The sequence below is a fragment of the Vibrio sp. KUL70 genome (assembly GCF_059725515.1).
Genome location: NZ_AP045834.1, coordinates 1,090,333 through 1,113,425, shown reverse-complemented (window position 1 = coordinate 1,113,425; position 23,093 = coordinate 1,090,333). Strand labels below are relative to the sequence as shown.

Annotated in this window: 20 protein-coding genes, 1 pseudogene and 1 riboswitch; of the genes and pseudogenes, 11 read left to right on the top strand and 10 right to left on the bottom strand. The window is 43.8% G+C overall.

Annotated features, from left to right (window positions below):
* Window positions 1-13: 13 nt before the first annotated feature.
* Window positions 14-796 carry a tRNA uridine 5-oxyacetic acid(34) methyltransferase CmoM gene (cmoM, locus tag AC6I7V_RS05100; protein WP_498011645.1) on the bottom strand — a complete coding sequence of 261 codons (783 nt, stop codon included), beginning with the start codon at window positions 794-796 and terminating at the stop codon, window positions 14-16.
* 115 nt (window positions 797-911) lie between these two features.
* Between cmoM and elyC the strand changes: the two genes are divergently transcribed.
* Window positions 912-1,787, top strand: coding sequence for an envelope biogenesis factor ElyC (gene elyC, locus AC6I7V_RS05095; protein ID WP_255230997.1), 876 nt, complete (start codon window positions 912-914; stop codon window positions 1,785-1,787).
* Between the two features lie 120 nt (window positions 1,788-1,907).
* On the opposite strand, the gene torR is transcribed toward elyC, so the two are convergent.
* Window positions 1,908-2,621, bottom strand: coding sequence for a two-component system response regulator TorR (gene torR, locus AC6I7V_RS05090; protein WP_255230998.1), 714 nt, complete (start codon window positions 2,619-2,621; stop codon window positions 1,908-1,910).
* A gap of 256 nt (window positions 2,622-2,877) precedes the next feature.
* On the opposite strand from torR, the gene torD reads away from it, so the two are divergent.
* The 6 genes and pseudogenes from torD (at window position 2,878) to AC6I7V_RS05060 (ending at window position 8,577) form a co-directional block, all read left to right on the top strand.
* Window positions 2,878-3,525 (top strand): molecular chaperone TorD, encoded by a 648-nt coding sequence (torD, locus tag AC6I7V_RS05085; protein ID WP_255230999.1) that lies wholly within the window; start codon window positions 2,878-2,880, stop codon window positions 3,523-3,525.
* A 321-nt stretch (window positions 3,526-3,846) separates the two neighbouring features.
* A complete protein-coding gene (purR, locus tag AC6I7V_RS05080) occupies window positions 3,847-4,851 on the top strand; it encodes an HTH-type transcriptional repressor PurR (RefSeq protein WP_498011463.1) in 1,005 nt (334 codons plus the stop codon).
* 171 nt (window positions 4,852-5,022) lie between these two features.
* Window positions 5,023-5,107: riboswitch (cyclic di-GMP riboswitch) on the top strand.
* A 128-nt stretch (window positions 5,108-5,235) separates the two neighbouring features.
* Complete coding sequence (locus tag AC6I7V_RS05075) at window positions 5,236-5,826, top strand: TfoX/Sxy family DNA transformation protein (RefSeq protein WP_498011462.1); 591 nt, start codon at window positions 5,236-5,238, stop codon at window positions 5,824-5,826.
* Between the two features lie 117 nt (window positions 5,827-5,943).
* Window positions 5,944-7,380 (top strand): annotated as a pseudogene (locus AC6I7V_RS05070) (IS1182 family transposase).
* A 182-nt stretch (window positions 7,381-7,562) separates the two neighbouring features.
* The gene (locus AC6I7V_RS05065) at window positions 7,563-8,243 is read left to right on the top strand and encodes a TVP38/TMEM64 family protein (protein WP_255231002.1); all 681 of its coding nucleotides are present in this window, start codon (window positions 7,563-7,565) and stop codon (window positions 8,241-8,243) included.
* Window positions 8,244-8,256: 13 nt separating this feature from the next.
* Window positions 8,257-8,577 (top strand): putative signal transducing protein, encoded by a 321-nt coding sequence (locus tag AC6I7V_RS05060; RefSeq protein WP_498011461.1) that lies wholly within the window; start codon window positions 8,257-8,259, stop codon window positions 8,575-8,577.
* 126 nt (window positions 8,578-8,703) lie between these two features.
* On the opposite strand, the gene AC6I7V_RS05055 is transcribed toward AC6I7V_RS05060, so the two are convergent.
* From AC6I7V_RS05055 to topA, 4 genes are all read right to left on the bottom strand, one after another.
* Window positions 8,704-9,501, bottom strand: a complete 798-nt coding sequence (locus tag AC6I7V_RS05055) for an alpha/beta fold hydrolase (protein ID WP_255231004.1) — start codon at window positions 9,499-9,501, stop codon at window positions 8,704-8,706.
* A gap of 225 nt (window positions 9,502-9,726) precedes the next feature.
* Window positions 9,727-11,181, bottom strand: coding sequence for a glycogen synthase GlgA (gene glgA, locus AC6I7V_RS05050; RefSeq protein ID WP_255231005.1), 1,455 nt, complete (start codon window positions 11,179-11,181; stop codon window positions 9,727-9,729).
* Window positions 11,171-12,388, bottom strand: coding sequence for a glucose-1-phosphate adenylyltransferase (gene glgC, locus AC6I7V_RS05045; protein ID WP_498011460.1), 1,218 nt, complete (start codon window positions 12,386-12,388; stop codon window positions 11,171-11,173). Before glgC ends, glgA begins: the two co-directional genes overlap by 11 nt.
* A 530-nt stretch (window positions 12,389-12,918) precedes the next feature.
* Entirely contained in the window at window positions 12,919-15,549 is a 2,631-nt protein-coding gene (gene topA, locus AC6I7V_RS05040) for a type I DNA topoisomerase (RefSeq protein WP_255231007.1), read from the bottom strand.
* A gap of 437 nt (window positions 15,550-15,986) precedes the next feature.
* On the opposite strand from topA, the gene AC6I7V_RS05035 reads away from it, so the two are divergent.
* Window positions 15,987-16,232: a YciN family protein gene (locus AC6I7V_RS05035; RefSeq protein WP_150871813.1), complete on the top strand. Its 246-nt coding sequence runs from the start codon at window positions 15,987-15,989 to the stop codon at window positions 16,230-16,232.
* Window positions 16,233-16,371: 139 nt separating this feature from the next.
* Here AC6I7V_RS05035 and aroA read toward each other — a convergent pair whose 3' ends face one another.
* Together aroA and AC6I7V_RS05025 are read right to left on the bottom strand one after the other, a co-directional pair.
* Window positions 16,372-17,652: a 3-phosphoshikimate 1-carboxyvinyltransferase gene (aroA, locus tag AC6I7V_RS05030; RefSeq protein ID WP_498011459.1), complete on the bottom strand. Its 1,281-nt coding sequence runs from the start codon at window positions 17,650-17,652 to the stop codon at window positions 16,372-16,374.
* A gap of 163 nt (window positions 17,653-17,815) precedes the next feature.
* Entirely contained in the window at window positions 17,816-18,271 is a 456-nt protein-coding gene (locus AC6I7V_RS05025; protein WP_498011458.1) for an outer membrane lipoprotein, read from the bottom strand.
* A gap of 50 nt (window positions 18,272-18,321) precedes the next feature.
* Here AC6I7V_RS05025 and aat point away from each other — a divergent pair, with 50 nt between their 5' ends.
* The 3 genes from aat (at window position 18,322) to infA (ending at window position 20,031) form a co-directional block, all read left to right on the top strand.
* On the top strand, window positions 18,322-19,035 hold the full coding sequence (gene aat, locus AC6I7V_RS05020; protein WP_498011457.1) for a leucyl/phenylalanyl-tRNA--protein transferase: 714 nt from the start codon (window positions 18,322-18,324) through the stop codon (window positions 19,033-19,035).
* Window positions 19,032-19,730, top strand: a complete 699-nt coding sequence (locus AC6I7V_RS05015) for an arginyltransferase (protein WP_498011456.1) — start codon at window positions 19,032-19,034, stop codon at window positions 19,728-19,730. The genes aat and AC6I7V_RS05015 overlap by 4 nt, the downstream gene beginning before the upstream one ends.
* Before the next feature lie 82 nt (window positions 19,731-19,812).
* Complete coding sequence (infA, locus tag AC6I7V_RS05010; protein ID WP_001040192.1) at window positions 19,813-20,031, top strand: translation initiation factor IF-1; 219 nt, start codon at window positions 19,813-19,815, stop codon at window positions 20,029-20,031.
* A 232-nt stretch (window positions 20,032-20,263) separates the two neighbouring features.
* Here the strand turns inward: infA and clpA are convergent, their stop codons facing one another.
* The gene (gene clpA / locus AC6I7V_RS05005) at window positions 20,264-22,534 is read right to left on the bottom strand and encodes an ATP-dependent Clp protease ATP-binding subunit ClpA (RefSeq protein WP_498011455.1); all 2,271 of its coding nucleotides are present in this window, start codon (window positions 22,532-22,534) and stop codon (window positions 20,264-20,266) included.
* 42 nt (window positions 22,535-22,576) lie between these two features.
* Complete coding sequence (gene clpS, locus AC6I7V_RS05000) at window positions 22,577-22,897, bottom strand: ATP-dependent Clp protease adapter ClpS (protein WP_255231014.1); 321 nt, start codon at window positions 22,895-22,897, stop codon at window positions 22,577-22,579.
* Between the last annotated feature and the right edge of the window lie 196 nt (window positions 22,898-23,093).

The following is a 23,093-nucleotide window of genomic DNA, read 5'->3' as shown; positions in this document are numbered from 1 at the left end:
ACTCTCCGTTTTTTTATTCTGGTTTTTGCGCCCAAACGTGAATATAGCGACCTAAAGAGAGGTAAGGCTCTTGACGACATAGCTGTTTTTCAAGCTCTAGCACATCTTCGAATTGATAGTCGCCCATGTACTCCATATTACCTATGTAATCGCTAAACGAGCGAATACCCGACTTTCCTTTAATCTCAAGACCCGCCTCTTCTATCCACTGATAGACCTCTTCAGGTTTCAAACCTTTTTGGGGTTGCAGCTTAAACCGTTTTCGATGTGGCATCCCATTTAATACATGAGGAATATTGCCACAAATCACATTTTTGAGGACTAATCCGTGATGGTTGTAAAACATAATTGATGCCACACCACCCGGCTTCACTTGCTTAAGCAGGATATCCAAAGCCTCTTTTGGATCAGCTAACCACTCCATTACGGCATGAAACATCACCATATCCACTGGCTCTTCTATATGCTGTGCAATATTTTGAACCGGAGAATGAATGAATCGATACTGTTCAAGCAAGCCGGCTTTATCAATATCTTGCTGTGCCAATTTCAGCATTTCAGAAGAGAGGTCGCACAGCGACACTTTATGCCCCAAGCTAGCTATCTTTTGCGACATCTGCGCTAAACCACCTCCTGCATCCAGAATGTGCAAAGGTGTTTCTTCGGTTTTAAATGTGCTTAACGCTTGCTCTAAATCTTCCCATACGATGATCTGACGGATCTCTCCTTTGTCAGAGCCGTAAATATTTTTTGCAAATTTGTGGGCAATATCGTCGAAATTACGGTCTTCAGTCACAGCTACTTGGGTTATCATGTCCTATCGTGCCTGCTATTCTGTCACAGGAATTTCAGGAATAAAGAGGCGATGTCTCTTTTTAGTACTAAGTGATGTTTTTTCGGACTATTCGGATATGTTTGAGCTGAAAAAAGTAGTGTCTTCACTGTTGATGCCACTGCCAGCAATGTTAATTCTCGCTTTTCTGGGCCTAGCCCTTGTTATGTTCACTACAAAACGTAAAACAGGGTGCCTTATCACGCTGTCTGCACTCTGTGGTATTTTCCTGATCGCGTTCCAACCCGTTTCTAGCCAACTTCTTATGCCAATGGAACGACAACACACCGCTTTTTTGCCGACAAATGAATCTATCGACTATGTGATGGTATTGGGTAGTGGCCATGTCGTAGACGACCAAATCCCGCCTACATCTGAACTCAGCCGAACAGGTCTGATGAGATTAAGTGAAGGCATCCGCATTCAACGAATCTATCCCGGTGCTAGATTGATTTTATCTGGCTATGGTGGTGGTACTGAAGTCAGTAACGCACGCATGATGGCGAAGGTTGCCTTGGCCTTGGGTGTGTCTAAACCTGACATTATCCTACTTGAGACAGCTAAAGATACGTGGGAAGAAGCGCGTCAGGCTGCTGCATTTGTGAAAAACAAACGAATGGTACTCGTGACTTCCGCTAGCCATATGCAGCGTGCTCTCAACGAATTTCATGATGCAGGAATGAAGCCGATTCCAGCGCCTACCAATTTTCTGGCTCAAGAAGGCATTGAGCAACCTTGGAACAAGTACATGCCAAAAGCGATCTACTTAGAGCAGACCGAACGATATTGGCATGAAACGATGGGGTTAGTTTGGCAATCATTGCGCGATTGGCTAGATAACCAAAGCACCGAAATAGAAGAGCCGATGATCATCCCCGAACCTTCTATGCTTGAAGAAGAGCTCTCTGCCGCCTCTGATGCACAACCAACAAGTGGCGCACAACCAGCCATTTAATGCTGTATGAAATGACTTTAAGTCCCTAGACCTTTCAAGCTGATTTCATAAACAAAAAGCCGAGATACTGAATATCTCGGCTTTTTCAATTTCGCTTGTTGAACATTTCAATGCTGGCTGCTAATCGCCTGCAAACATATAGCCTTCACCATGAACCGTCACAAAAATTTGTGGATTCTTTGGATCAAACTCCATCTTAGCACGCATACGACGAATCAATACGTCGATGGTACGATCGTTTGGTGCATCAACGCGGTGGCTAATCATATTTAAGATTCGCTCACGACTTAAAACCTGGTTAGGGTATGACGACAGCGCAACCAATAACTCATATTCAGCTTTGGTCAATTTCACTGGCTCACCGTTTTTACTCAGTGCGCGACGTGGAATATCAAACGTCCATTCACCAAAGCGAACGATTGACGCGTCTTCCGCCTGCTCAGTTGCACCTGCTGGTGACTTGCGAGCCGCAGAAATTCTCCAAAGTAGGTTTTTCACTCGAACCAATAATTCGCGAAGTTCAAATGGTTTGGTAACATAATCATCTGCGCCCATCTCTAGGCCTACAATTTTGTCGATGCTATCCGTGCGTCCAGTAACTAAAATAATCCCAATGTCTGATTGACTGCGTAATTCGCGAGTTAGCATCAATCCATCTTCGCCTGGTAAGTTGATGTCCAGCATAATGAGATCTACGTTATTTTCTTCTAAAACATTTCTCATTTGAGCGCCGCTTTCTGCTTCGCTTACTGTGTAACCCTCATTCTGGAAATATCCAACCAGCTTACTACGGGTTACCACATCATCTTCAACGACTAATACGTGATAGCTCATCTACACCACTTTTCTTATTTAATAGTTTCAGTGACCATTCTATTCATAACTAGTAACAATTCTAGTAGTAGGTAAGATAAAAGCCAGAAACCTGAATTTTTTTTGATACAAGACAATCTTAAACCTTGCTATTTACCCCCCATCGCAATTCAATATAGGCATTACTACTAACGAGTGACTTTGCAGTTAGCAAATACAAGGGTTAGTAAGCCTTCGTACCGCAGATATTACGAAAGACGATATTAGGATTATTGAGATGAAAGAAACCAAAGCGTTCAATGAACAACGAGCTGAAATCTACTGGTGGCTATCGAGCCTGTTCGCGAAAGAACTGACTCAAGAAGAATTGGAGAAATACCACTCGGTTGAGATTCGTTCGTTTTTAACCGGCCTCGGCGACAACGAGACGCTTAAGCCATCAATCAATAACCTAGTAGATGCACTTAACCGATTACAGAACCGTGAAGATGCTCAATTAGAGCTTTCATCCGATTTTTGCGAGCTGTTCTTAAAGTCGGATAAGTACGGTGCTCTGCCGTACGCTTCTATTTATCTAGACAAAAGTGGACTACTGAATGCGAAACCAGCTCAAGACATGGAAGCCATCATGGCGTCTTACGGCATCGCCGTAAACCAAGATCTAAAAGAGCCTGCTGACCACTTAGCCATTGAGTTAGATTTCCTAGGTAACATCATTATTCGCTCCAACGACCTTGAGAGTGAACAAGATCTAGAAACGGCTTTCGCTACACAACACGAGTTTGTTGAACAACAGCTCCTTAGTTGGGTTCCACAGTTCGCAGTAAAATGCCGTGAATTTGATGAGTTTGGTTTTTACGCATGTGTTGCAGAATTGCTAGTCGCTTTCTGTAAACTTGACGCACAATATTTAGCTGGTGAATAAATTCACTGATGACTAAGGGTACAATTTAGGTAGAATGTGACAACTCACCCAGATTTCTGGGTGAATTTTATTGCGAGTATTTTCTAGTCAGTCTAAAATTGTGACCGCAAACGATAAAATATGAAACATTCTCGAAATGCTATGCTTTAAATTAGCTAAGAGCATTTCGGTGTTAAGACAAGCCGCTCTCATAAGCGGTTTTTTGTTTTTTAGCACTTTAGTACCGAGAGAGCCCTCCATATTCTAAGCTCTTGTTCTGGTAGCTTTAAACGGCTACTTGCTCCGTACTGCTGAGGAAGTAGCTATCAATAGGATAAAGCCATGGCAACTATAAAAGATGTCGCTCGCTTAGCCGGCGTATCAACAACCACCGTTTCTCACGTGATCAACAAGACACGTTTCGTCGCAGAAGCGACTCAAGAAAAAGTAAACAAAGCCGTCGATGAACTAAATTATGCACCAAGTGCTGTTGCTCGTAGCCTGAAATGTAACTCTACGCGCACAATCGGTATGCTAGTGACTCAATCAACCAACCTATTCTTCTCTGAAGTGATCGATGGTGTAGAGAGCTACTGTTACCGTCAAGGCTACACGCTGATTCTATGTAACACAGGTGGTATCTACGAAAAGCAACGCGACTACATCCGAATGCTTGCTGAAAAACGCGTAGACGGTATCTTGGTAATGTGTTCTGACTTGACTGAAGAACTGCGTGAAATGCTTGACCGCCACGCAGACATTCCAAAAGTTGTTATGGACTGGGGCCCAGAGAGTTCACAAGCGGATAAAATCATCGACAACTCAGAAGAAGGTGGCTACCTCGCCACTAAATACCTGGTTGAACGAGGACATGATCGTATTGCTTGTCTAAGTGGACATTTGGATAAAGCGGCATGTGTAGAGCGTATCGCGGGTTATCGTCGTGCTCTTGAAGAAGCAAACATTCAAACAGATGACAATCTAATTCTTGAAGGTAACTTCGAATGTGACACCGCAGTTATCGCGGCAGATAAAATCGTTTCAATGGAGAATCGCCCGACAGCAGTATTCTGTTTTAACGATACTATGGCACTTGGTCTTATGAGCCGTCTGCAGCAGCAAGGCATTAAGATCCCAGAAGACATTTCAGTGATTGGTTACGACAATATTGAGCTGGCAGAGTACTTCTCACCACCGTTGACAACTGTTCACCAGCCAAAGCGTCGTGTCGGCAAAAACGCATTTGAAATCTTGTTGGAACGCATTAAAGACAAAGATCACGAAAAACGCGTGTTCGAAATGCATCCAGAGATCATTGAGCGAGCTACAGTTAAAACGTTAAAATAACGTAAACTTTAGAGAAATCTAATAAAACGCACCGCTTGGTGCGTTTTTTTTATTCTGACAAAGTAAAAACCTTGTTGCATATAAAGACAACAATTAACTGAATTAAGATCACATTTTGGAATAACAAGTGTGAACCTCATTCAACAAAAAACTTTATTCTTCGTTATACAGTCACGCACAGGGCAAATCACTTGAAAGGGTGAGACGCAAAGCCTCCGGCCTAACCCATTATTGGTATGGTAGCGGGGTTACCGATGGCAAAATGCAGTATTTCCTACCTTTAGTAGTAATTTACGGCTTATTGACAATTTTATTGCGACATTTTGCTAATCTCTCGGACCTGCTTATTTGGTGGCGTAATTCAAATACACCGAGATAAACAATATGGATAAACCGATACTCAAGGACTCAATGAAGTTATTTGAGCCACTTGGAAAGATTAAGTCACGCTCAATGTTTGGCGGTTTTGGCCTATTTGCCGACGACACGATGTTTGCACTGGTCGTTAACAATCAATTACACATTCGAGCTGACAAAAATACTACTTCAAAATTTGAACAACAGGGTTTCGAACCTTACGTATACAAAAAACGCGGATTCCCAGTCGTTACTAAGTATTTTGCTCTTCCAGAAGATCTCTGGCAGACTCAAGAACGTATTATCGAACTGGCAAAAGCGTCCCTTGACTGTGCCAAAAAAGAGAAGCAAATCCAATCATCAGCGAAGCCTACACGATTAAAAGATTTGCCCAACCTTCGACTTGCCACAGAGCGTATGTTGAAAAAAGCGGGCATCGATACCGTCGAGAGCTTGTATGAGTCAGGTTCTGTTAATGCATACAAAGCAATAAAAGAGTCTCACTCATCCAGTGTCAGCTTAGAGCTGCTTTGGGCACTTGAAGGTGCCATCAACGGTACTCATTGGTCGGTCATACCTCAACAACGACGCGATGAGCTTATCAACTCTATCAATTAAGTCCACCTCACTTAATTGTCAAAAGCCACATCAATGTGGCTCAGACTGCTGACAAAGGTCTAGCTTTCAAGCTAGACCTTTGATCTAATAGGGGTATCGAAATATGGATATCTCACTATGCTTCAAGAGCCTTCACCTCAACAATATGAACTCGAAATGGTCACCATGGAACAGCTCGTTCCTCAGAACCATTTAGTTCGTAAGATAGATAAAGCCATCGACTTCGAGTTTATCCGTAATGAAGTCGCTCACCTCTACTGTAAAGACAACGGTCGCCCACCTGTTGACCCTGTACGCCTGTTTAAAATCATCCTGCTTGGTTACCTCTTCGGAATAAAAAAGCGAGCGACAACTCGTGAAAGAGATTGAAGTCAATGTCGCTTATCGATGGTTCCTGCGTATGTCACTGACAGAGAAAGTTATCCATGCATCGACACTCAGCCAAAACCGTATTCGCCGCTTTAATGGTACCGATGTGTTTGAGCGTATCTTTATCAATATCGTAGAGCAGGCAATGGCGAAAGGTTTGGTCGCAGGCCAAGAACTATTTACTGACAGCACGCACCTAAAAGCCAATGCCAACAAAAATAAGCACACGAACAAAGTGACTAAGGTTCGCGCCAGTGCTTATCTTGATATGCTCGATGAAGATGTCGCGCTAGACCGAGAGAAAGAGGGTAAGAAACCTCTAAAGTCACGTACCGCTGAGCCTAAAACTAAGAGCACCAAAACGAGTACTACCGACCCGGAAAGTGGCTTCATGACTCGAGATAATAAGCCCCAAGGCTTCTTCTATCTCGACCACCGTACAGTGGATGGACAGCATGGCATTATCTTAGATACCCATGTCACAGCAGGTAATATCAATGACTCTCAACCTTATGTGAAGCGTCTGGACTATACCCTAGAGCAATTTAACCTTAATCCAATCGCCGTTGGACTCGACGCGGGCTACTTCACTGCGCCAGTCGCTGAGTCATTAGAGCGTCGAAATATCTTAGGCGTGTTCGGTTATCGCAGACCATCGAGAACAAAGAATGCGTTCAAGAAAAAGCACTTCATCTACAATGGAGAGCGAGACAGTTACCGCTGCCCTAACGGTCAAGAGCTCATCTATAAAACAACGTCTAGAGATGCGTATCGTGAGTATCACTCCGACCCGAAAGAGTGTGCGTTCTGTCCAATGAGAGATGACTGTACGCAAAGTAAAAATATAAAGAAAGTCATTACAAGACATATCTATACGGACGCGATGGATAGAGCCAACCAAATGCGGCTCTCACCTTATGGAAAAAGACGTATAGGCGAAGAAGTGAGACGGTAGAGCGGAGCTTCGCCGACGCTAAGCAGCACCATGGTCACCGTTATGCCCGCTTCCGCGGGCTCTCGAAAGTGCAAATGCAATGTTGGTTGGCAGCTGCCGCTCAAAACATCAAGAAGATAGCCTTGGTGGTGAGCTATTTACAAAAAATAGGGCTAAATATGTCCCAAATACGTCAAATTATGGCGTCTAGATGCCAATTTAAGTGTTGGGCTCTTCCAAACTTCGCATAATAAAAAAATATCGCGATCGCGGCCTACGGCCGCTCGAAAAAGAGAACCCCACTTCAAAAAGTGGGGTTCGTCAGCAATCTGAGCCACATCAATGTGGCTTTTTTTATTTTCTATTGAAAGTTAATCTCTCCTACTCCTGTCTAACTATACTAACTACAAGCAAAAAATTTAGGGACACTCTCATGAGTAAGAAAATGATTTTAGGCATAATTTTAGTTGCCACGATAGTGATACTGGCTGTCAACTTTGGCCAGTACTTAACGCTTGAAAATGCCAAGGCTCAACAAGCACTTCTCAACGATTACATAGAGAGTCATTTTGTTGCAGCAGCAGCAACTTACTTCATTCTCTATGTGATGATTACTGCATTTTCAATTCCAGGTGCTGCGGTGGTTACGCTGCTCGGTGCGGCTCTATTCGGTTTCTGGACCAGTTTATTACTCGTCTCGTTTGCAAGCACTATAGGTGCAACACTGGCGTTTTTGAGCAGCCGTTTTCTATTGCGAGACTGGGTACAAAGTAAATTTGGTGACAAGCTGTCTACCATTAACCAAGGTGTAGAAAAAGACGGGGCATTCTACCTATTCTCTCTACGTTTAATTCCGGTGTTCCCATTTTTCTTAATTAACTTACTCATGGGTTTAACACCTATCTCCGTAGGACGTTACTATTTAACCAGTCAGTTAGGGATGCTTCCTGGCACTGCCGTTTACTTAAACGCAGGTACTCAACTGGCAGAGATCGAATCTCTATCAGGTATCGTATCTCCTTCTGTACTCATCTCTTTTGCACTACTTGGGGTGTTCCCAATCGCCGCAAAATGGATTATGGGTAAGCTTCGTTCGGCACCAATAGTAGAATAGACAAGGAAAGTGGATGAAGATCTTCAGTGCTGCAAACCCAACTGAGGCTCATATAATCTGTGGGCTGCTAGAGAGTGAAAAGATTGCCTGTGAGGTGCGTGGAGAAGGGTTGTTTGGTTTGAAAGGAGAAATCCCCTTCTCTGAGGAGACAGACCCATATGTGTGGCTCTACGAGCCCTCTGACGCGCCTGCGGCATTGAACCTCATTAACGCTTATAAGAAACAACAAGACTCCATCACCTATGAAGAGTGGCGTTGCAGCCAATGTCATGAAATCAATGAAGCCCAATTTGGCTCATGTTGGCAGTGTGGCTCACCCTGCCCTGAAACATGAGTTAACAAAAGGCGCTTAAAAGCCCAATCTCCAAAAGCTCATTCTCCAAAAAGAAACAGGAAGCATCATAGCTTCCTGTCTTTGTATCTTGCTCGGTGTCGTGAGGGATGCCCCATCACAATCGCACTATTTGATTTGCTTCTGAATAAACGCGATTGAACGCTGATTAAACTCTTCTGGCTGCTCCACGTTACAAACGTGACCACAGTTAGCAATTTCCACCAGCTCGCTCGACTTATGAGCCGCTACCATCTCTTTCACGGGCTTAATGAACATATAGTCACGCTCTCCCATCAGGTACAAAGTTGGTATAGGCAACTCTCGTTCTTTGAAGTAACGCATCAACGGATTAACATCAGCAGTAAGAATAAACCAGCGCTTAAACTCTTTCTGACACAACTTTTTCGCTTCACGGATAAAAAGGTGTCTCGACTCTCGCTGGCTCTTTTGCGGCATCACAATGTAAGCAAATAAGCTATAGAGCCACATATAAGGAATAATATGTTTACTGAGGTTTCCGAGTTTAACCAAAACTTGAGAACGTGTATTCAAACGCGTTACAGCGCCACCGAGTACCATCGAACGCACACGTTCTGCAGCCAACTCAGCCACATTTCGCACGATAATGGTTCCAAGAGACATTCCGACAAAATGTGCCGAACGGATCTTGAGGTGATCGAGAACTTTAAGAATATCGAGGGTTACCGCTTTAAAGGTGTACCGGTTGCTGATCAACTCTTTTAAGAGATTGTCAGACTTGCCATGCCCTCTTAGGTCAATCAACAACAAATTAAAGTGCTGTTTGTAAGCTTTGATCTGCTTAAACCAAATGGACGAGCTCCCACCAGCACCGTGGACAAAAACGACCCACTCATCACTGGTCGGGTGATTGAATGTTTTATGGAATAATAAACTCTCAGACATACCTATCGCTTTAATTCTACTTATTTGCTTGGACACCGCTGTTAGGTGCTCGGTAATGATAGCACGCTATTAAACCGATTAAGTGATGGTAGTGTCAATCATCTTATCAACGTTCTGAATAGCTCGACCACAATTACTCCTAAAGCACTAGGCGGAGCGATTGTTCACGCGACAGGAAAAATAAAGGTGTTCACAATGGAACACCTTACTTTGCAAATAAACGAATTAAAATGCTGTGTGATACATATCTAGATAAGATCTAGCGGCATCTTCCCAGCAAAAATTCTGTTGCATTGCATAAAGCTGAACTCGACGAACTTCTGCAGGTTTTTGCGCATAAAGCAGCAGAGAGCGATGCAGTACAGAAAGTAGAGCCTGAGGCGTTGGCTCTTTGAACGCGAAGCCGGTTGCCTGTTCTGGGTTGTCATCGTAATGATTAACACTGTCTTTCAAACCACCCACCGAACGAACAATAGGCAATGTGCCATAGGCCATGCTGTATATCTGATTCAAACCACAAGGCTCAAATTCAGATGGCATTAAGAAAAAGTCTGAACCGGCTTCAACTAAGTGAGCCAACTCATTGTTGTAAGCTTCAACAAACGAAAACTTCTCTGAATGCAACGCGGAAAGCTCTTTAAGTTGACTTGCCAAGACAGGGTCACCAGTACCAACAATCACGATTTGCAGCTCATTTTTGAGAAACTCTTCAATGATCGGTATTAAATAGTGGACACCCTTCTGATTGGTTAAGCGACACACCATGCCATACACAGCACAATCAGTCTCAGGTAAACCAACTTCTTGTTGTAACTTTTGCTTACAGGCAGATTTTCCCTGTACCATACTGTGCTTCGTCGCTTTATATTTGCGCGGTAGATACACATCCGTTTCAGGGTTCCATGAACCGTAGTCACAACCATTTAAAATACCAAATAGGTCATCAGAACGTTGTTGGAACTCTCGCGCCATGCCATGACTTCCAAGCTCTGTTTTGAGCTCTTCAGCGTACGTTGGGCTAACAGCATTGATCTTGTCTGCGCACATCACACCAGCCTTTAACATTGTGACATGAGTGTCACTGACTGCGGCTTCAGGCACATGTCGACTGTGCATTTCCGGTAGGTTTTGCAGCTCCTCGTAAGAAAACACACCTTTAAAGACAGCATTGTGTATCGAAATAACACTGCGCATCCCTTTAAAAAAATCATGATCTTGATAACGAGACTTGAGTAAGTACGGAACAAAGCCTGTGTGCCAATCGTTGGCATGAACAATATCAGGTTGAAAACCTAGCTTTGGCAGCATATCTAAACAAGCGGCGCTGAAAAATGAAAATCGCTCACCATTATCAGCGTATGCCTGGTTGTGCTCAGCATACATCTCGGCGCGGTTAAAGTACTGTGGACATTCAATACCAAAAACTTGAACGCCCTCAACACTTAATTTCTTAACTTGATAAGCAGTATGAGGCCAGTGATCGAGCTCAGTCGTTAGAATCACTTCTGCTGATTCAATGTTTGGAATTTTGCTGTATGCGGGGATGGTCACTCGAACGTCCTGTTCGAGTGTTTGCAACGCTTTAGGCAGTGCCTTGGCTACATCAGCCAAGCCACCACTTTTTATTAAACCTTCAACTTCAGACGCTACAAAAAGTACCGAGAGAGTTTTAGTAACCAACTCTTGCTCCTTTAGGGATGACTACCACACCATCTTCGGAAACGTGGTAGTGCTTTTTATCTTCTTTCAGATTCACGCCGATTTGAGTGCCCGGTGCGATATCTGCATCTTTATCGACGATGACACGACGAAGGACACAGCCTTCACCCACTTTAACGTCGCCAAGTAAGATACTTTCGCTGATATCACAAGCAGATGCAATATTACTACGGAAACCAAGTACACACTTCTCGATGCGAGAGCCACGTACATAACTACCGTTACAGACCAAACTATCAATGATCTGAACTCGTCCATTCGCAGAGTCGGTGAAGGTTGCCGGCGGTAGTGGCGGGTAGTAAGTGTGAAGAGGCCATTTACGGTTATATAGAGAGAATGGCGCATCTTTTTCTAGCAGGTCCATATGTGCCTCCCAGTAAGCGTCAATCGTACCAACGTCACGCCAGTACACTTCCTCTTTTTCACCAGTAATACGGTTGGTGCTAAAGTCATAAACAAACACGTCACCACGCGGGAACATATTTGGAATGATGTCCTTACCAAAATCGTGAGTAGAACCTTCACGATCGGCATCTTCTACCAGTTCAGCAAATAGCTCGTCTGCTTCAAAGACGTAGTTACCCATTGAAACGAGTGCTGAATCAGGGTCACCAGGGATTGGCTTAGGATTCGCCGGCTTCTCTTCAAAGCCGATCATACGCCCTTCCGCATCCACCTCGATAACACCGAACTCTGATGCGTCAGCCAAAGGCATACGTAGTGCAGAAACCGTCAACGCCGCTTTCTTCTCTTTGTGGAAATCAAGCATCTGCTTAATGTCCATTTTATAGATATGGTCAGAACCAAAAATACAAACTTGCTCTGGTTCTTCTAGTTGCATGAAGCGGAGGTTTTGGTAAATTGCGTCCGCTGTACCTTCATACCAACGCTTACCCGTACGCATCTGCGCAGGGATTGGGTCGATGAATCTATCTGTTATCCCACTGATATTCCATCCTTTTTTCATATGGTGGAATAGTGATTGCGATTTAAACTGCGTCAAAACGTAAATCTTCATAAGATCTGCATTTACGAAGTTATTTAAAGCAAAATCAATCAAGCGGTAGCTTCCGCCGAATGGAACCGAGGGTTTGCTGCGAGATTCAGTCAAAGGTCTTAAGCGAGAGCCTTCACCGCCAGCAAGAATCATTCCCAATACACCAGCCATTTTATTCTCCATATACTTATAGCTTGTCGATGTTGGTACTTAGTTTAGGGGTAAGCCTATGGGGGTAAGTATCAACTGTTATTTTAGGCACTTAGTACATATCCATTCATATTCAGTGACAAAATACTAAGCCAAACGTTGTTATATGTGCACTATGCTTTGCACTTGGTTTTATATACGTTATCGACTTTTCCGTCGATTTCAATTTTTAAGATGCCATTCTGTGGTGTGTGAAACGATTGCTTTTCTAAGTCTCAGAGCAGCTCACATTACACAGACTTTCAGAAACATCACATTAACAATGAAAACACATGCCTTCTACATCAAAATAGTGATCTGCCAATTACAATATTTTAATTCAGTTACATTAATGTTAATGCTCGCAAAGAAATCATACTTTCTTTTCCAGTATATTTCACATTCCAAAATAAATAATTTTTCAGCTTCGAGGCAATTTTTGTATCGGGTTGCACAAAATTCGCATATTCAATACAAAAAAAAGCAGCCAAACTAGGCTGCTTTCTTGATAATTATTTCTCTTTTGGCTTTTTGCGCTTATCGGTGACTTCCCATTTTCCGTCAATAAACAGCGCAGTCCAACCCGAAGGCTTACCATCTACTTCTGTACGTACGTAGTTCTCTTTGGTCTTACGACTAAAGCGAACTACGGTTGGATTGCCATCTGGGTCAGCAACCGGTGCTGTCGTCAGATATTGGAACTTCGGCGAGATACGGTCTTTAAAGCGAACCAGTTCTTCCACTAATGGTGCACGTGTTTCACGAGATTTAGGGAAGTTGCTTGCCGCCATAAATAGACCAGAAGCACCGTCACGCAGCACAAAGTACGCATCTGAGTTTTCACATGGAAGCTCAGGGAAGTGAACAGGGTCTTCTTTCGGTGGCGCAACCTCACCGTTTTTCAGAATCTTACGCGTGTTCTTACAATCGTCGCTTGTACAGTCCATGTATTTACCGAAGCGACCGTTTTTCAGAACCATATCTGAACCACACTTGTCACATTCAACAACAGGACCATCGTAGCCTTTTACTTTGAACTCACCGTGCTCTACAACATAACCATCACAGTTCGGGTTGTTACCACAAACGTGCATCTTACGCTTGTCATCAATCAGGTAAGCGTCCATCGCTGTTTCACAAATAGGACAGCGCTTCTTAGCTCGCAGTGCAGCGGTTTCAACGTCTTCTTCAAGCACATTGATAATGCCTTCTTCGTCACCAAGGTTAATCGTTGTCTTACAACGCTCTTTTGGTGGCAGTGCATAACCTGAACAGCCAAGGAATACACCGGTAGAAGCAGTACGGATACCCATGTTACGGCCACACGTCGGACACTCAATATCAGTCTCTACGATATGGTTCGGCTTCATGCCGCCCTCTGACTCATCGAGATCCGCTTTTTCAAGGTCACCCGTGAAGTCAGTAAAGAAGTTATCCAGAACACCTTTCCAATTCGCTTCACCTTCCGCGATTTGGTCTAACTTTTGCTCCATTCGAGCAGTAAAGTCATAGTTCATCAGGTCGTTAAAGCTCTGGTCGAGGCGGTCTGTAACGATCTCCCCCATCTTTTCAGCGTAGAAACGACGCTGCTCAACCTTTACGTAACCACGATCTTGGATCGTTGAGATGATGGATGCGTAAGTCGATGGACGACCAATACCACGTTTTTCAAGCTCTTTAACCAAAGCAGCTTCAGTGTAGCGTGCAGGTGGCTTAGTAAAGTGCTGCTTAGGATCAAGCGTCACAAGTTTAAGCTTATCGCCTAGCTCAACTGATGGCAGGATTGTGTCGTCGTTCTTACCCATAGGGCGTTGTACACGAGTCCAACCATCAAACTTAAGGATACGACCCTTAGCTTTCAGAGTGTACTCGTCTGCTTTGACACTGATTGTTGTTGAATCATATTGTGCTGGCGTCATTTGACACGCGACGAATTGATTCCAGATCAATGAGTACAGTTTGTGAGCATCAGCATCAACGCCTTTTAGGTCTTCAGACTTAACATCAACACTTGATGGACGGATTGCTTCGTGCGCCTCTTGTGCGCCCTCTTTGCTGCCGTAAACAAGTGGTTTAGCTGGTAAATACTTATCGCCAAATTCAGAATTAATGTACTCACGCGCCATATCTACAGCTTCTGAACTCAAGTTCGTCGAGTCAGTACGCATATAAGTAATGTAACCCGCTTCATAGAGTCGCTGAGCCAACATCATTGTTTTCTTAACGCCATAGCCCAAGCGCGTGCTCGCAGCTTGTTGTAGCGTTGAAGTAATGTAAGGTGCTGAAGGTTTACTCTTAGTTGGGCGGTCTTCACGCTTGCACACTTCGTATTCTGCTTTTTCAAGAATACTCAGTGCTGCTTTTGTCTGTTCTTCATTTTCAGGCTTAAAAGCAACACCTGCTTTCTGAGCGACCTGAAGACGGAAATCGGTTTTGTCGCCTGTTTGCGTATCAGCATGGATATCCCAGAACTCTTCTGGAATGAACGCATTGATCTCACGCTCACGCTCTACCAGCAGCTTTACGGCGACCGACTGTACACGGCCTGCAGAAAGACCACGTGCTACTTTTTTCCAAAGTAGTGGCGATACCATGAAACCTACAACACGGTCCATGAATCGACGCGCTTGTTGAGCGTTCACGCCATCAATATTGAGCTCACCCGGAGTTTCGAACGCTTGCTGAATCGCGTTCTTGGTGATCTCGTTAAATACTACTCGTTTATATCTCGCTTCATCGCCACCGATGATCTCACGAAGGTGCCATGCGATAGCTTCTCCTTCGCGGTCCAAATCGGTTGCGAGATATACATGGTCTGCATTCTCAGCAAGCTTCTGCAGTTCTGCCACGACTTTCTCTTTGCCTGGCAAAATCTGGTAGTTCGCTTCCCAATCTTTATATGGGTTTATACCCATCTTTTTGATGAGTGCCTTGCGGTCTTTTTCTTTCTTGATACGAGCTTTCTCTTCTGGGCTCATACCCTTTGTTGAAACAGCAGCCGCCTTCTTGCCTGTGCTTTGTCCCGCCGTTGGTAAGTCACGTACGTGACCTACACTCGACTTAACGACAAAGTCTTTGCCAAGATATTTATTGATAGTTTTTGCCTTGGCTGGCGACTCCACTATAACGAGCGATTTACCCATATTGACACTAACGTCCTTAATCACGATGCTTCAGCACCAACAAATCAACTGTGGGCTTTTACGCATGATATTCTAAATTCATTGCTTCTTTTTTTACTATTGTGCGAGATTAAAAGAAGATCAACCGCTTTTTTCAAAATTGGATCTGATCGCTCGACAATTCAGCGACTCAGTTGAGAAAAGGGGCACAATAGGATTTGAGAATAAAGTACAATCAAACCGTACTTCAATACGCCTGTTTTTCAAGCTTCTTATATAAACGAGGTCATACTAATCTCGTCTATGTTTCAATGGCGAGCCCTGTTCAATTATTTTTGTCATAAATCACAAAATATCGAACATAAAATCGAAAACTCCTATTCGACTTGGGGTCAGGTCATTGAATTTCTACTCTGTCGCTCTAAACTCCATCTATCCATCGTTATTAGAGAATCTCAATGAGTAAACAAGTAATCACAGAGTTCGATCTTTTGCTTATCGCAAACCAAGTCATCCAATCTCACGCTGACTATATAGAGGGGATGCGTGCAGATAGCGTCACAGAGAAAGATGACGTATTGGTTTTCAAAGGCGAATATTTCTTGGACAGCAATGGGTTGCCTACTGAAAACACCACCGCGGTGTTCAATATGTTCAAGTACCTAGCGCATCACCTCTCCAAAGAGTTTACGCTGCAACAATAACGCTCAGGTCGGGACAACTTAAAAACGCGAAGTCTGCGAGATTGTCAGCAATACTGACTTGCGTTAAATCGACTTCAGTGGCGCCAAACTACCAAATAAAAAGCTTGCCCTTGAGCAAGCTTTTTTGATTTCCAATGTACTACTGGCTAAGCATTTTCAGCTTGTCAAAGTAGTCTGGGAAAGTCTTCGACGTACAACCAGGATCGTTAATCGTCACTGGGGTATCGCTCAGCGCAACCAAAGAGAAACACATTGCCATGCGGTGATCGTCGTACGTATCAATTGCCGCATGTTTAAGCTCAGAAACAGGCTGAACAATGATGTAGTCCTCACCCTCTTCCACTTTCGCGCCGACTTTACGTAGTTCTGTCGCCATTGCAGCAAGACGATCTGTCTCTTTTACGCGCCAGTTGTATACGTTGCGGATTGCTGTCGTGCCTTCAGCAAACAGCGCGGTCGTTGCAATTGTCATCGCAGCATCAGGGATATGGTTGTAATCCATATCAATGCCTTTTAGCTGGCCAACACGAGAGATAACGTAATCGTCGCCCCATTCAATCTCAGCACCCATTTTCTCGAGCGCGTCTGCAAATTGAATATCACCTTGGATACTGTTTTTACCAATACCCGTTACCTTGATCTCACCGCCTTTAATTGCAGCGGCTGCTAGGAAGTAAGATGCAGATGAGGCATCACCTTCGACAAGGAAATCGCCAGGCGCAACGTATTGCTGGCCTGTTGGGATAACAAATTCTTGATAGTCGTTGTTAATTACATCAACACCGAACTGCTTCATGATATGCAGAGTAATGTCAATGTAAGGTTTAGATACCAATTCACCTTCTATCTTGATGGTGATTTCACCTTCAGCTAACGGAGCGGCCATCAAAAAAGCGGTTAGGAACTGGCTAGAGATCGAGCCGTCAATTGATACGGTACCGCTCTTCAAACCCGTACCTTTAATTTTCAACGGAGGGTAGTTTTCATTTTCAAGATATTCAACGCTTGCGCCCGCTTCTCTAAGTGCTGTGACCAGGTGGCCAATCGGACGCTCTTTCATGCGCGGTTCACCCGTTAGTACGTATTCACCAGAACCTAAACACAGTGCTGCGGCAAGTGGACGCATCGCCGTACCAGCGTTACCAAGAAACAGTTCTAACGCTTCTTGGCTCGCAAACGCACCGCCAAGACCTTCAACTTCACAAACCGTTTTGTCATCCGACAGTTGGTAACTAACACCTAGCTTAGTTAAAGCATTCAGCATATGACGAATATCGTCACTATCTAGAAGGTTAGTTAGGCGAGTTTTACCACTTGAAAGCGCTGCAAGTAGCAACGCTCGGTTAGAAACACTTTTAGAGCCAGGTAGGTTAACTTCCCCACTCACTTTTTGTATTGGTTGTAACGTAAGGCTTTCCATTTAATCTATTTAATCCTTGTATCACCTGACTGACCGTCTTCGATTTATTTTCAGGCGATGAATAATTCTTCGTACTTGCAGACTAACGAACTTTTTCGATGAACTCCAGAGCAAATCGACCAGAAAAACCACAATCAATCACCAAACAAAGTGCAATAGCAAACTAGTACACAAGATCAACACGAACACCGTCAGAAAAGTATAAAATTCTAACGTCGTCACCACGCGAGAAAAGCATCGAACTGTCCACGTCTTGAATGATATTGACCAGCTTATTGTCCTCTGTTTTAACCAATAACTCGACAAGTTTGTACTCTACCCGATACTGGGTATTGGCTCTATTTCTTGCGATACCTGCCCCAGCAACTGCACCAACTGCAGTTGCCACTTCTTTACCCGTGCCTCCACCAAACTGATTACCAATCAAACCACCAATAGCCGCACCGAGCAGGGTTTCCCAACCATTGGCTTTTGACTCTACAATCTCTTGTTGGGTGATATAACGTACAGTATCAATCTCTCCATACACCACCTCATTGACCGGTCTAGCTTGATTCCTGTTGTAGGCTGCATTTGCTATAAAAGGCAAAAACAGTAAAATCCAAAGCAGTTTCTTCATAACAACACTCCTAACGACCTTTGGTCTAAGTAAATCTATAAGCGATAGCGATGACTATATACTTAACAGAGTTGGATACTACTAGTATAGAATTCCCTTCACCATTTGAAGCGCTGGATGATCCAAACGGATTGCTAGCATTTGGTGGCGATCTTTCTCCTGCCCGTATTCTCAATGCATATAGTTATGGCATTTTTCCATGGTACGGACCTGGCGAACCTATCCTTTGGTGGAGCCCAGCTCCGCGAGCCGTATTTAATCCTAAGACATTTCAACCGGCTAAAAGTCTCAAAAAATTTCAGCGTAAACACAAGTATCGTGTAAGCATCAACCAAGCGACAGACAGAGTGATTAGTCTTTGTTCATCACTACGCCCCGCTGAAGAGACATGGTTAAACCAAGATATGCAGCGCTCTTACATCGAATTGGCGAAAATGGGCCATTGTCATTCCGTTGAAGTGTGGAATGAAGACGAGTTGATCGGTGGTTTGTATGGCATTCTTCGTGGCGAGCTTTTTTGTGGTGAGTCGATGTTTAGTACTAAAACCAACGCCTCGAAGATAGCCCTATGGTACTTTTGCCGCCATTTTTCACAACATGGCGGGCAACTGATTGATTGCCAAGTCATGAATCCTCATTTGGAGTCGCTCGGTGCGATGGAAATCGAAAGAGAGACTTTTCTCGAATCTCTGTCATTATTAAAAGAGCGTTCTATTGCTGCTGCATGCTTTCAACCACAATGGCTCGAGGATTGTTCGGAATGAGTTCAGGCTTACATCAGATCAGAATCGGATTAACCGATAATCATAGTTGTAGCTACTTACCAGAGCGACAAGAACGTGTGGCTGTCACACTTGACGAACACATGCACACACCAGATAACTACGAAATTTTGTTAGCCAATGGATTTCGTCGCAGTGGCGCAACCATATACAAACCTCATTGTGATAATTGCTCTTCTTGTCACGCTTTAAGATTACCCATTCCCGACATACAGCTTTCGAAAAGCCAAAAGCGTCTTCTTAACAAAGCCAAATCCTTTAATTGGACAGTGAAGCCGAAAATGGATGAATCGTGGTTTGATCTATATAGCCGTTACATTACGGCTCGTCACCGTTCTGGCACCATGTATCCGCCGAAAAAAGAAGAATTTTTGCAGTTTTCAAAAAACGATTGGCTAAACACCCAATATTTACACATCTATCAAGGTGAAAAATTGGTGGCGATCGCCGTCACTGATGTGATGAATCACAGCACTAGCGCGTTTTACACCTTTTTCGACCCAGATATTGATCTATCATTAGGTACGCTTGGTGTTTTATTTCAAATTCAACATGCTCAACAAACCCAAAAACAGTGGCTCTATTTGGGTTATCAAATCGACGAATGCCGCGCTATGAACTATAAAGTGCGATTTCAACGTCATCAAAGGCTAGTAAATCAAGTGTGGCAAGGGTAGAATACGCCACAACTTTATATAATTTGATTTTGACGGCACATTCAGCGCCGTTGAAAACCGCCAAATGTCGAAAGAGGATTAGATGGCTAAAGAAGACGTAATCGAGATGCAAGGCACTGTCCTTGATACTCTACCAAACACAATGTTCCGTGTTGAGCTTGAAAACGGTCACGTAGTGACAGCACACATCTCTGGTAAAATGCGTAAGAACTACATCCGTATTCTTACTGGTGACAAAGTTACTGTTGAGATGACTCCATACGACCTTTCTAAAGGCCGCATCGTCTTCCGTGCTCGTTAATGTCTCATTAGTGAATACGATAAGAAACGGAGCCTAGTGCTCCGTTTTTTATTGCCCAACGCTTGGGATTTTGTTCTATCCACTTTCCCAACTCCTCGTATCTCGTATCTCGTATCTCGTATCTCGTATCTCATATCTCGTATCTCATATCTCGTATCTTCAAAACATAAAAAAACGCACAACCTGAGTCATGCGTTTTTAAAGTTAAGTTTTTAGGTAACTACTCACCCTGTTAGTGCATCACTTCTTCTTTCGCACCAACATAGCTAAATTGCAGCTCATCTTTCTCCAGCGTTACCTTCACAGTACCGCCATCAACTAAGCTACCAAACAACAGCTCGTTTGCCAGAGGCTTCTTAAGTTGCTCTTGAATCACACGCCCCATTGGACGCGCACCCATCGCTTTATCATAGCCTTTTTCTGCTAACCAATGGCGCGCATCTTCTGATACCTCTAGGGAGACGCCACGAGCATCTAGCTGAACTTGAAGCTCAACAATGAACTTGTCAACCACTTGGCTAATTACTGTTGGATCTAAGCTGTTGAACCAGATGATATTATCAAGACGGTTACGGAACTCTGGAGTGAACACTTTCTTGATTGCACCCATTGCATCTGGCGCATGATCTTGCTGGATCAGACCGATTGATTTCTTCTCTGTTTCAGTCACACCCGCGTTGGTTGTCATCACTAAGATCACGTTGCGGAAATCCGCTTTACGGCCATTATTGTCCGTGAGAGTACCGTTATCCATTACTTGCAAGAGTAGATTAAAGATATCTGGATGCGCTTTCTCGATCTCATCAAGTAGGACGACAGAGTGCGGGTTTTTAATAACCGCATCAGTTAAAAGGCCGCCTTGATCGTAGCCCACATAACCTGGAGGCGCACCAATCAAACGGCTCACCGAATGACGTTCTCCGTACTCAGACATATCAAAACGCAGTAGTTCAATACCCATCAGTTTCGATAGTTGTACTGTCACTTCCGTTTTACCCACACCCGTTGGGCCAGCAAACAAGAATGAACCAACCGGCTTGTTATCAGCACCTAAACCAGCACGTGTAAGCTTAATTGCCTCACTCAATGCGTCGATAGCCGTATCTTGGCCAAATACCAACATTTTCATACGGTCATCTAGGTTTTGCAGAATGTCTTTGTCTGAAGAAGAGACTGACTTCTCAGGAATACGAGCCATCTTAGCAACCATCGACTCGATATCAGCAACACTCACCGTTTTCTTACGACGACTTGCAGGTGCTAATCGACTACGTGCACCCGCTTCATCAATGACGTCAATCGCCTTATCAGGAAGGTGACGCTCATTAATGTACTTAGCCGATAGTTCTACTGCAGCGCGAAGAGCTTTATTGGTGTAGCGAACTTCGTGGTGCGCTTCGTACTTAGGCTTGAGACCAATTAGAATCTTAGTTGTGTCATCAAGTGAAGGCTCAACAATATCAATTTTTTGGAAGCGGCGAGCCAATGCACGCTCTTTCTCAAAGATAGTGCTGAACTCTTGATAAGTCGTTGAACCAATGCAGCGCAACTTACCGCTACTCAGTAGTGGTTTAATTAGATTTGCCGCATCAACTTGACCACCCGATGCTGCACCCGCACCAATAATGGTGTGGATTTCATCGATGAATAAGATCGCATCTTCTTCTTTCTCTAACTGTTTAAGAATCGCTTTAAAACGTTTCTCAAAATCGCCTCGGTATTTAGTACCCGCAAGTAGAGAGCCGATATCTAGTGAGTAGATAACACTGCTTTGAATCACTTCCGGCACTTGGCCTTCGACAATTCTCCACGCAAGCCCCTCAGCAATCGCGGTTTTACCTACACCAGCTTCACCTACAAGCAGAGGGTTATTCTTACGGCGACGACATAGCACTTGAATTGTGCGTTCAAGCTCTTTGTCACGACCTATCAGTGGATCAATATTCCCGTTCTTCGCGACTTCATTTAGGTTGGTCGCAAAGTTTTCAAGTCTATCCTCTGAATTCGCCTCTTCGGCGTTTTCTGCGCCGAATGAGTCAGGCGATGAAGCGCTATCGCCTTCGTTACTTGCTTTGGTGATGCCGTGAGAAATAAAGTTAACAATATCTAAGCGACTGATATCGTTCTTTTTCAACAAATACGCCGCGTGAGACTCTTGTTCACTAAAGATAGCAACAAGAACGTTGGCACCAGTGACTTCACTGCGACCTGATGATTGAACATGGAAAACAGCACGCTGTAGTACGCGTTGAAAACTAAGTGTTGGTTGAGTTTCACGCGTTTCATCGCTTTCTGGGATAAGAGGAGTGGTCTGGTCGATAAAAATATCGAGCTCGTTACGCAAAGCATCCAGATCGGCTTGGCATGCCAATAACGCTTCCTTAGCCGCATCATTTTCCAATAATGCAAGTAGGAGGTGCTCGACAGTCATAAACTCATGTCGCTTTTCTCGCGCTCGAGCAAAAGCGCCATTCAAGCTTGATTCTAATTCTTTATTCAGCATAAGTACCTCCTAAGGGAACAACAGTGTTGTCCGAACAAGTCTTTAAGCTTGCTCCATTGTACATAGTAGCGGATGCTCATTTTCCTTTGAATACATCGTCACTTGCGCTACTTTTGTTTCCGCTATCTCTGCGCTGTAAGTCCCACAGATAGCTTTACCGTCATAATGAACCTTGAGCATAATTTCCGTTGCTTTCTCGATATCTAATGAGAAGAATCGCTCTAAGATCTCGATTACAAAGTCCATTGGCGTGTAATCATCGTTATTAAGTACGACGTTATACATTGCCGGTGGCTTAACTTTCGTTTTTTCTTTCTCCAGTAAATCAGAGCCTGGAGCCGCCCATTCAAAGTTTCTACTCATGTTAGCTTTGCTAAGGTTGTTTTGGGAAATCGGACATGTGCGATATTTAAATCTACCACATTCACCGTTTGGGGTGTACTAAGAAACGGTGTTAGAAAACGAGACCAAAAATCCAACCCATATATTGAGCCTAATCCACCATTTACCTTGCTGCAAATAAAAGATGCTTATTGCTTCGATTAACATATGTGATTGA

Bases quoted from the DNA above. Each gene is read 5' to 3' on its own strand.
- aroA (WP_498011459.1), bottom strand. From the start codon at position 17,652: ATGGAAAGCCTTACGTTACAACCAATACAAAAAGTGAGTGGGGAAGTT.
- clpA (WP_498011455.1), bottom strand. From the start codon at position 22,534: ATGCTGAATAAAGAATTAGAATCAAGCTTGAATGGCGCTTTTGCTCGA.
- torR (WP_255230998.1), bottom strand. From the start codon at position 2,621: ATGAGCTATCACGTATTAGTCGTTGAAGATGATGTGGTAACCCGTAGT.
- AC6I7V_RS05055 (WP_255231004.1), bottom strand. From the start codon at position 9,501: ATGTCTGAGAGTTTATTATTCCATAAAACATTCAATCACCCGACCAGT.
- torD (WP_255230999.1), top strand. From the start codon at position 2,878: ATGAAAGAAACCAAAGCGTTCAATGAACAACGAGCTGAAATCTACTGG.
- aat (WP_498011457.1), top strand. From the start codon at position 18,322: ATGACTATATACTTAACAGAGTTGGATACTACTAGTATAGAATTCCCT.
- glgC (WP_498011460.1), bottom strand. From the start codon at position 12,388: ATGGCTGGTGTATTGGGAATGATTCTTGCTGGCGGTGAAGGCTCTCGC.
- AC6I7V_RS05015 (WP_498011456.1), top strand. From the start codon at position 19,032: ATGAGTTCAGGCTTACATCAGATCAGAATCGGATTAACCGATAATCAT.
- infA (WP_001040192.1), top strand. From the start codon at position 19,813: ATGGCTAAAGAAGACGTAATCGAGATGCAAGGCACTGTCCTTGATACT.
- elyC (WP_255230997.1), top strand. From the start codon at position 912: ATGTTTGAGCTGAAAAAAGTAGTGTCTTCACTGTTGATGCCACTGCCA.
- AC6I7V_RS05075 (WP_498011462.1), top strand. From the start codon at position 5,236: ATGGATAAACCGATACTCAAGGACTCAATGAAGTTATTTGAGCCACTT.
- purR (WP_498011463.1), top strand. From the start codon at position 3,847: ATGGCAACTATAAAAGATGTCGCTCGCTTAGCCGGCGTATCAACAACC.
- topA (WP_255231007.1), bottom strand. From the start codon at position 15,549: ATGGGTAAATCGCTCGTTATAGTGGAGTCGCCAGCCAAGGCAAAAACT.
- AC6I7V_RS05060 (WP_498011461.1), top strand. From the start codon at position 8,257: ATGAAGATCTTCAGTGCTGCAAACCCAACTGAGGCTCATATAATCTGT.
- AC6I7V_RS05025 (WP_498011458.1), bottom strand. From the start codon at position 18,271: ATGAAGAAACTGCTTTGGATTTTACTGTTTTTGCCTTTTATAGCAAAT.
- AC6I7V_RS05065 (WP_255231002.1), top strand. From the start codon at position 7,563: ATGAGTAAGAAAATGATTTTAGGCATAATTTTAGTTGCCACGATAGTG.
- AC6I7V_RS05035 (WP_150871813.1), top strand. From the start codon at position 15,987: ATGAGTAAACAAGTAATCACAGAGTTCGATCTTTTGCTTATCGCAAAC.
- clpS (WP_255231014.1), bottom strand. From the start codon at position 22,897: ATGAGTAGAAACTTTGAATGGGCGGCTCCAGGCTCTGATTTACTGGAG.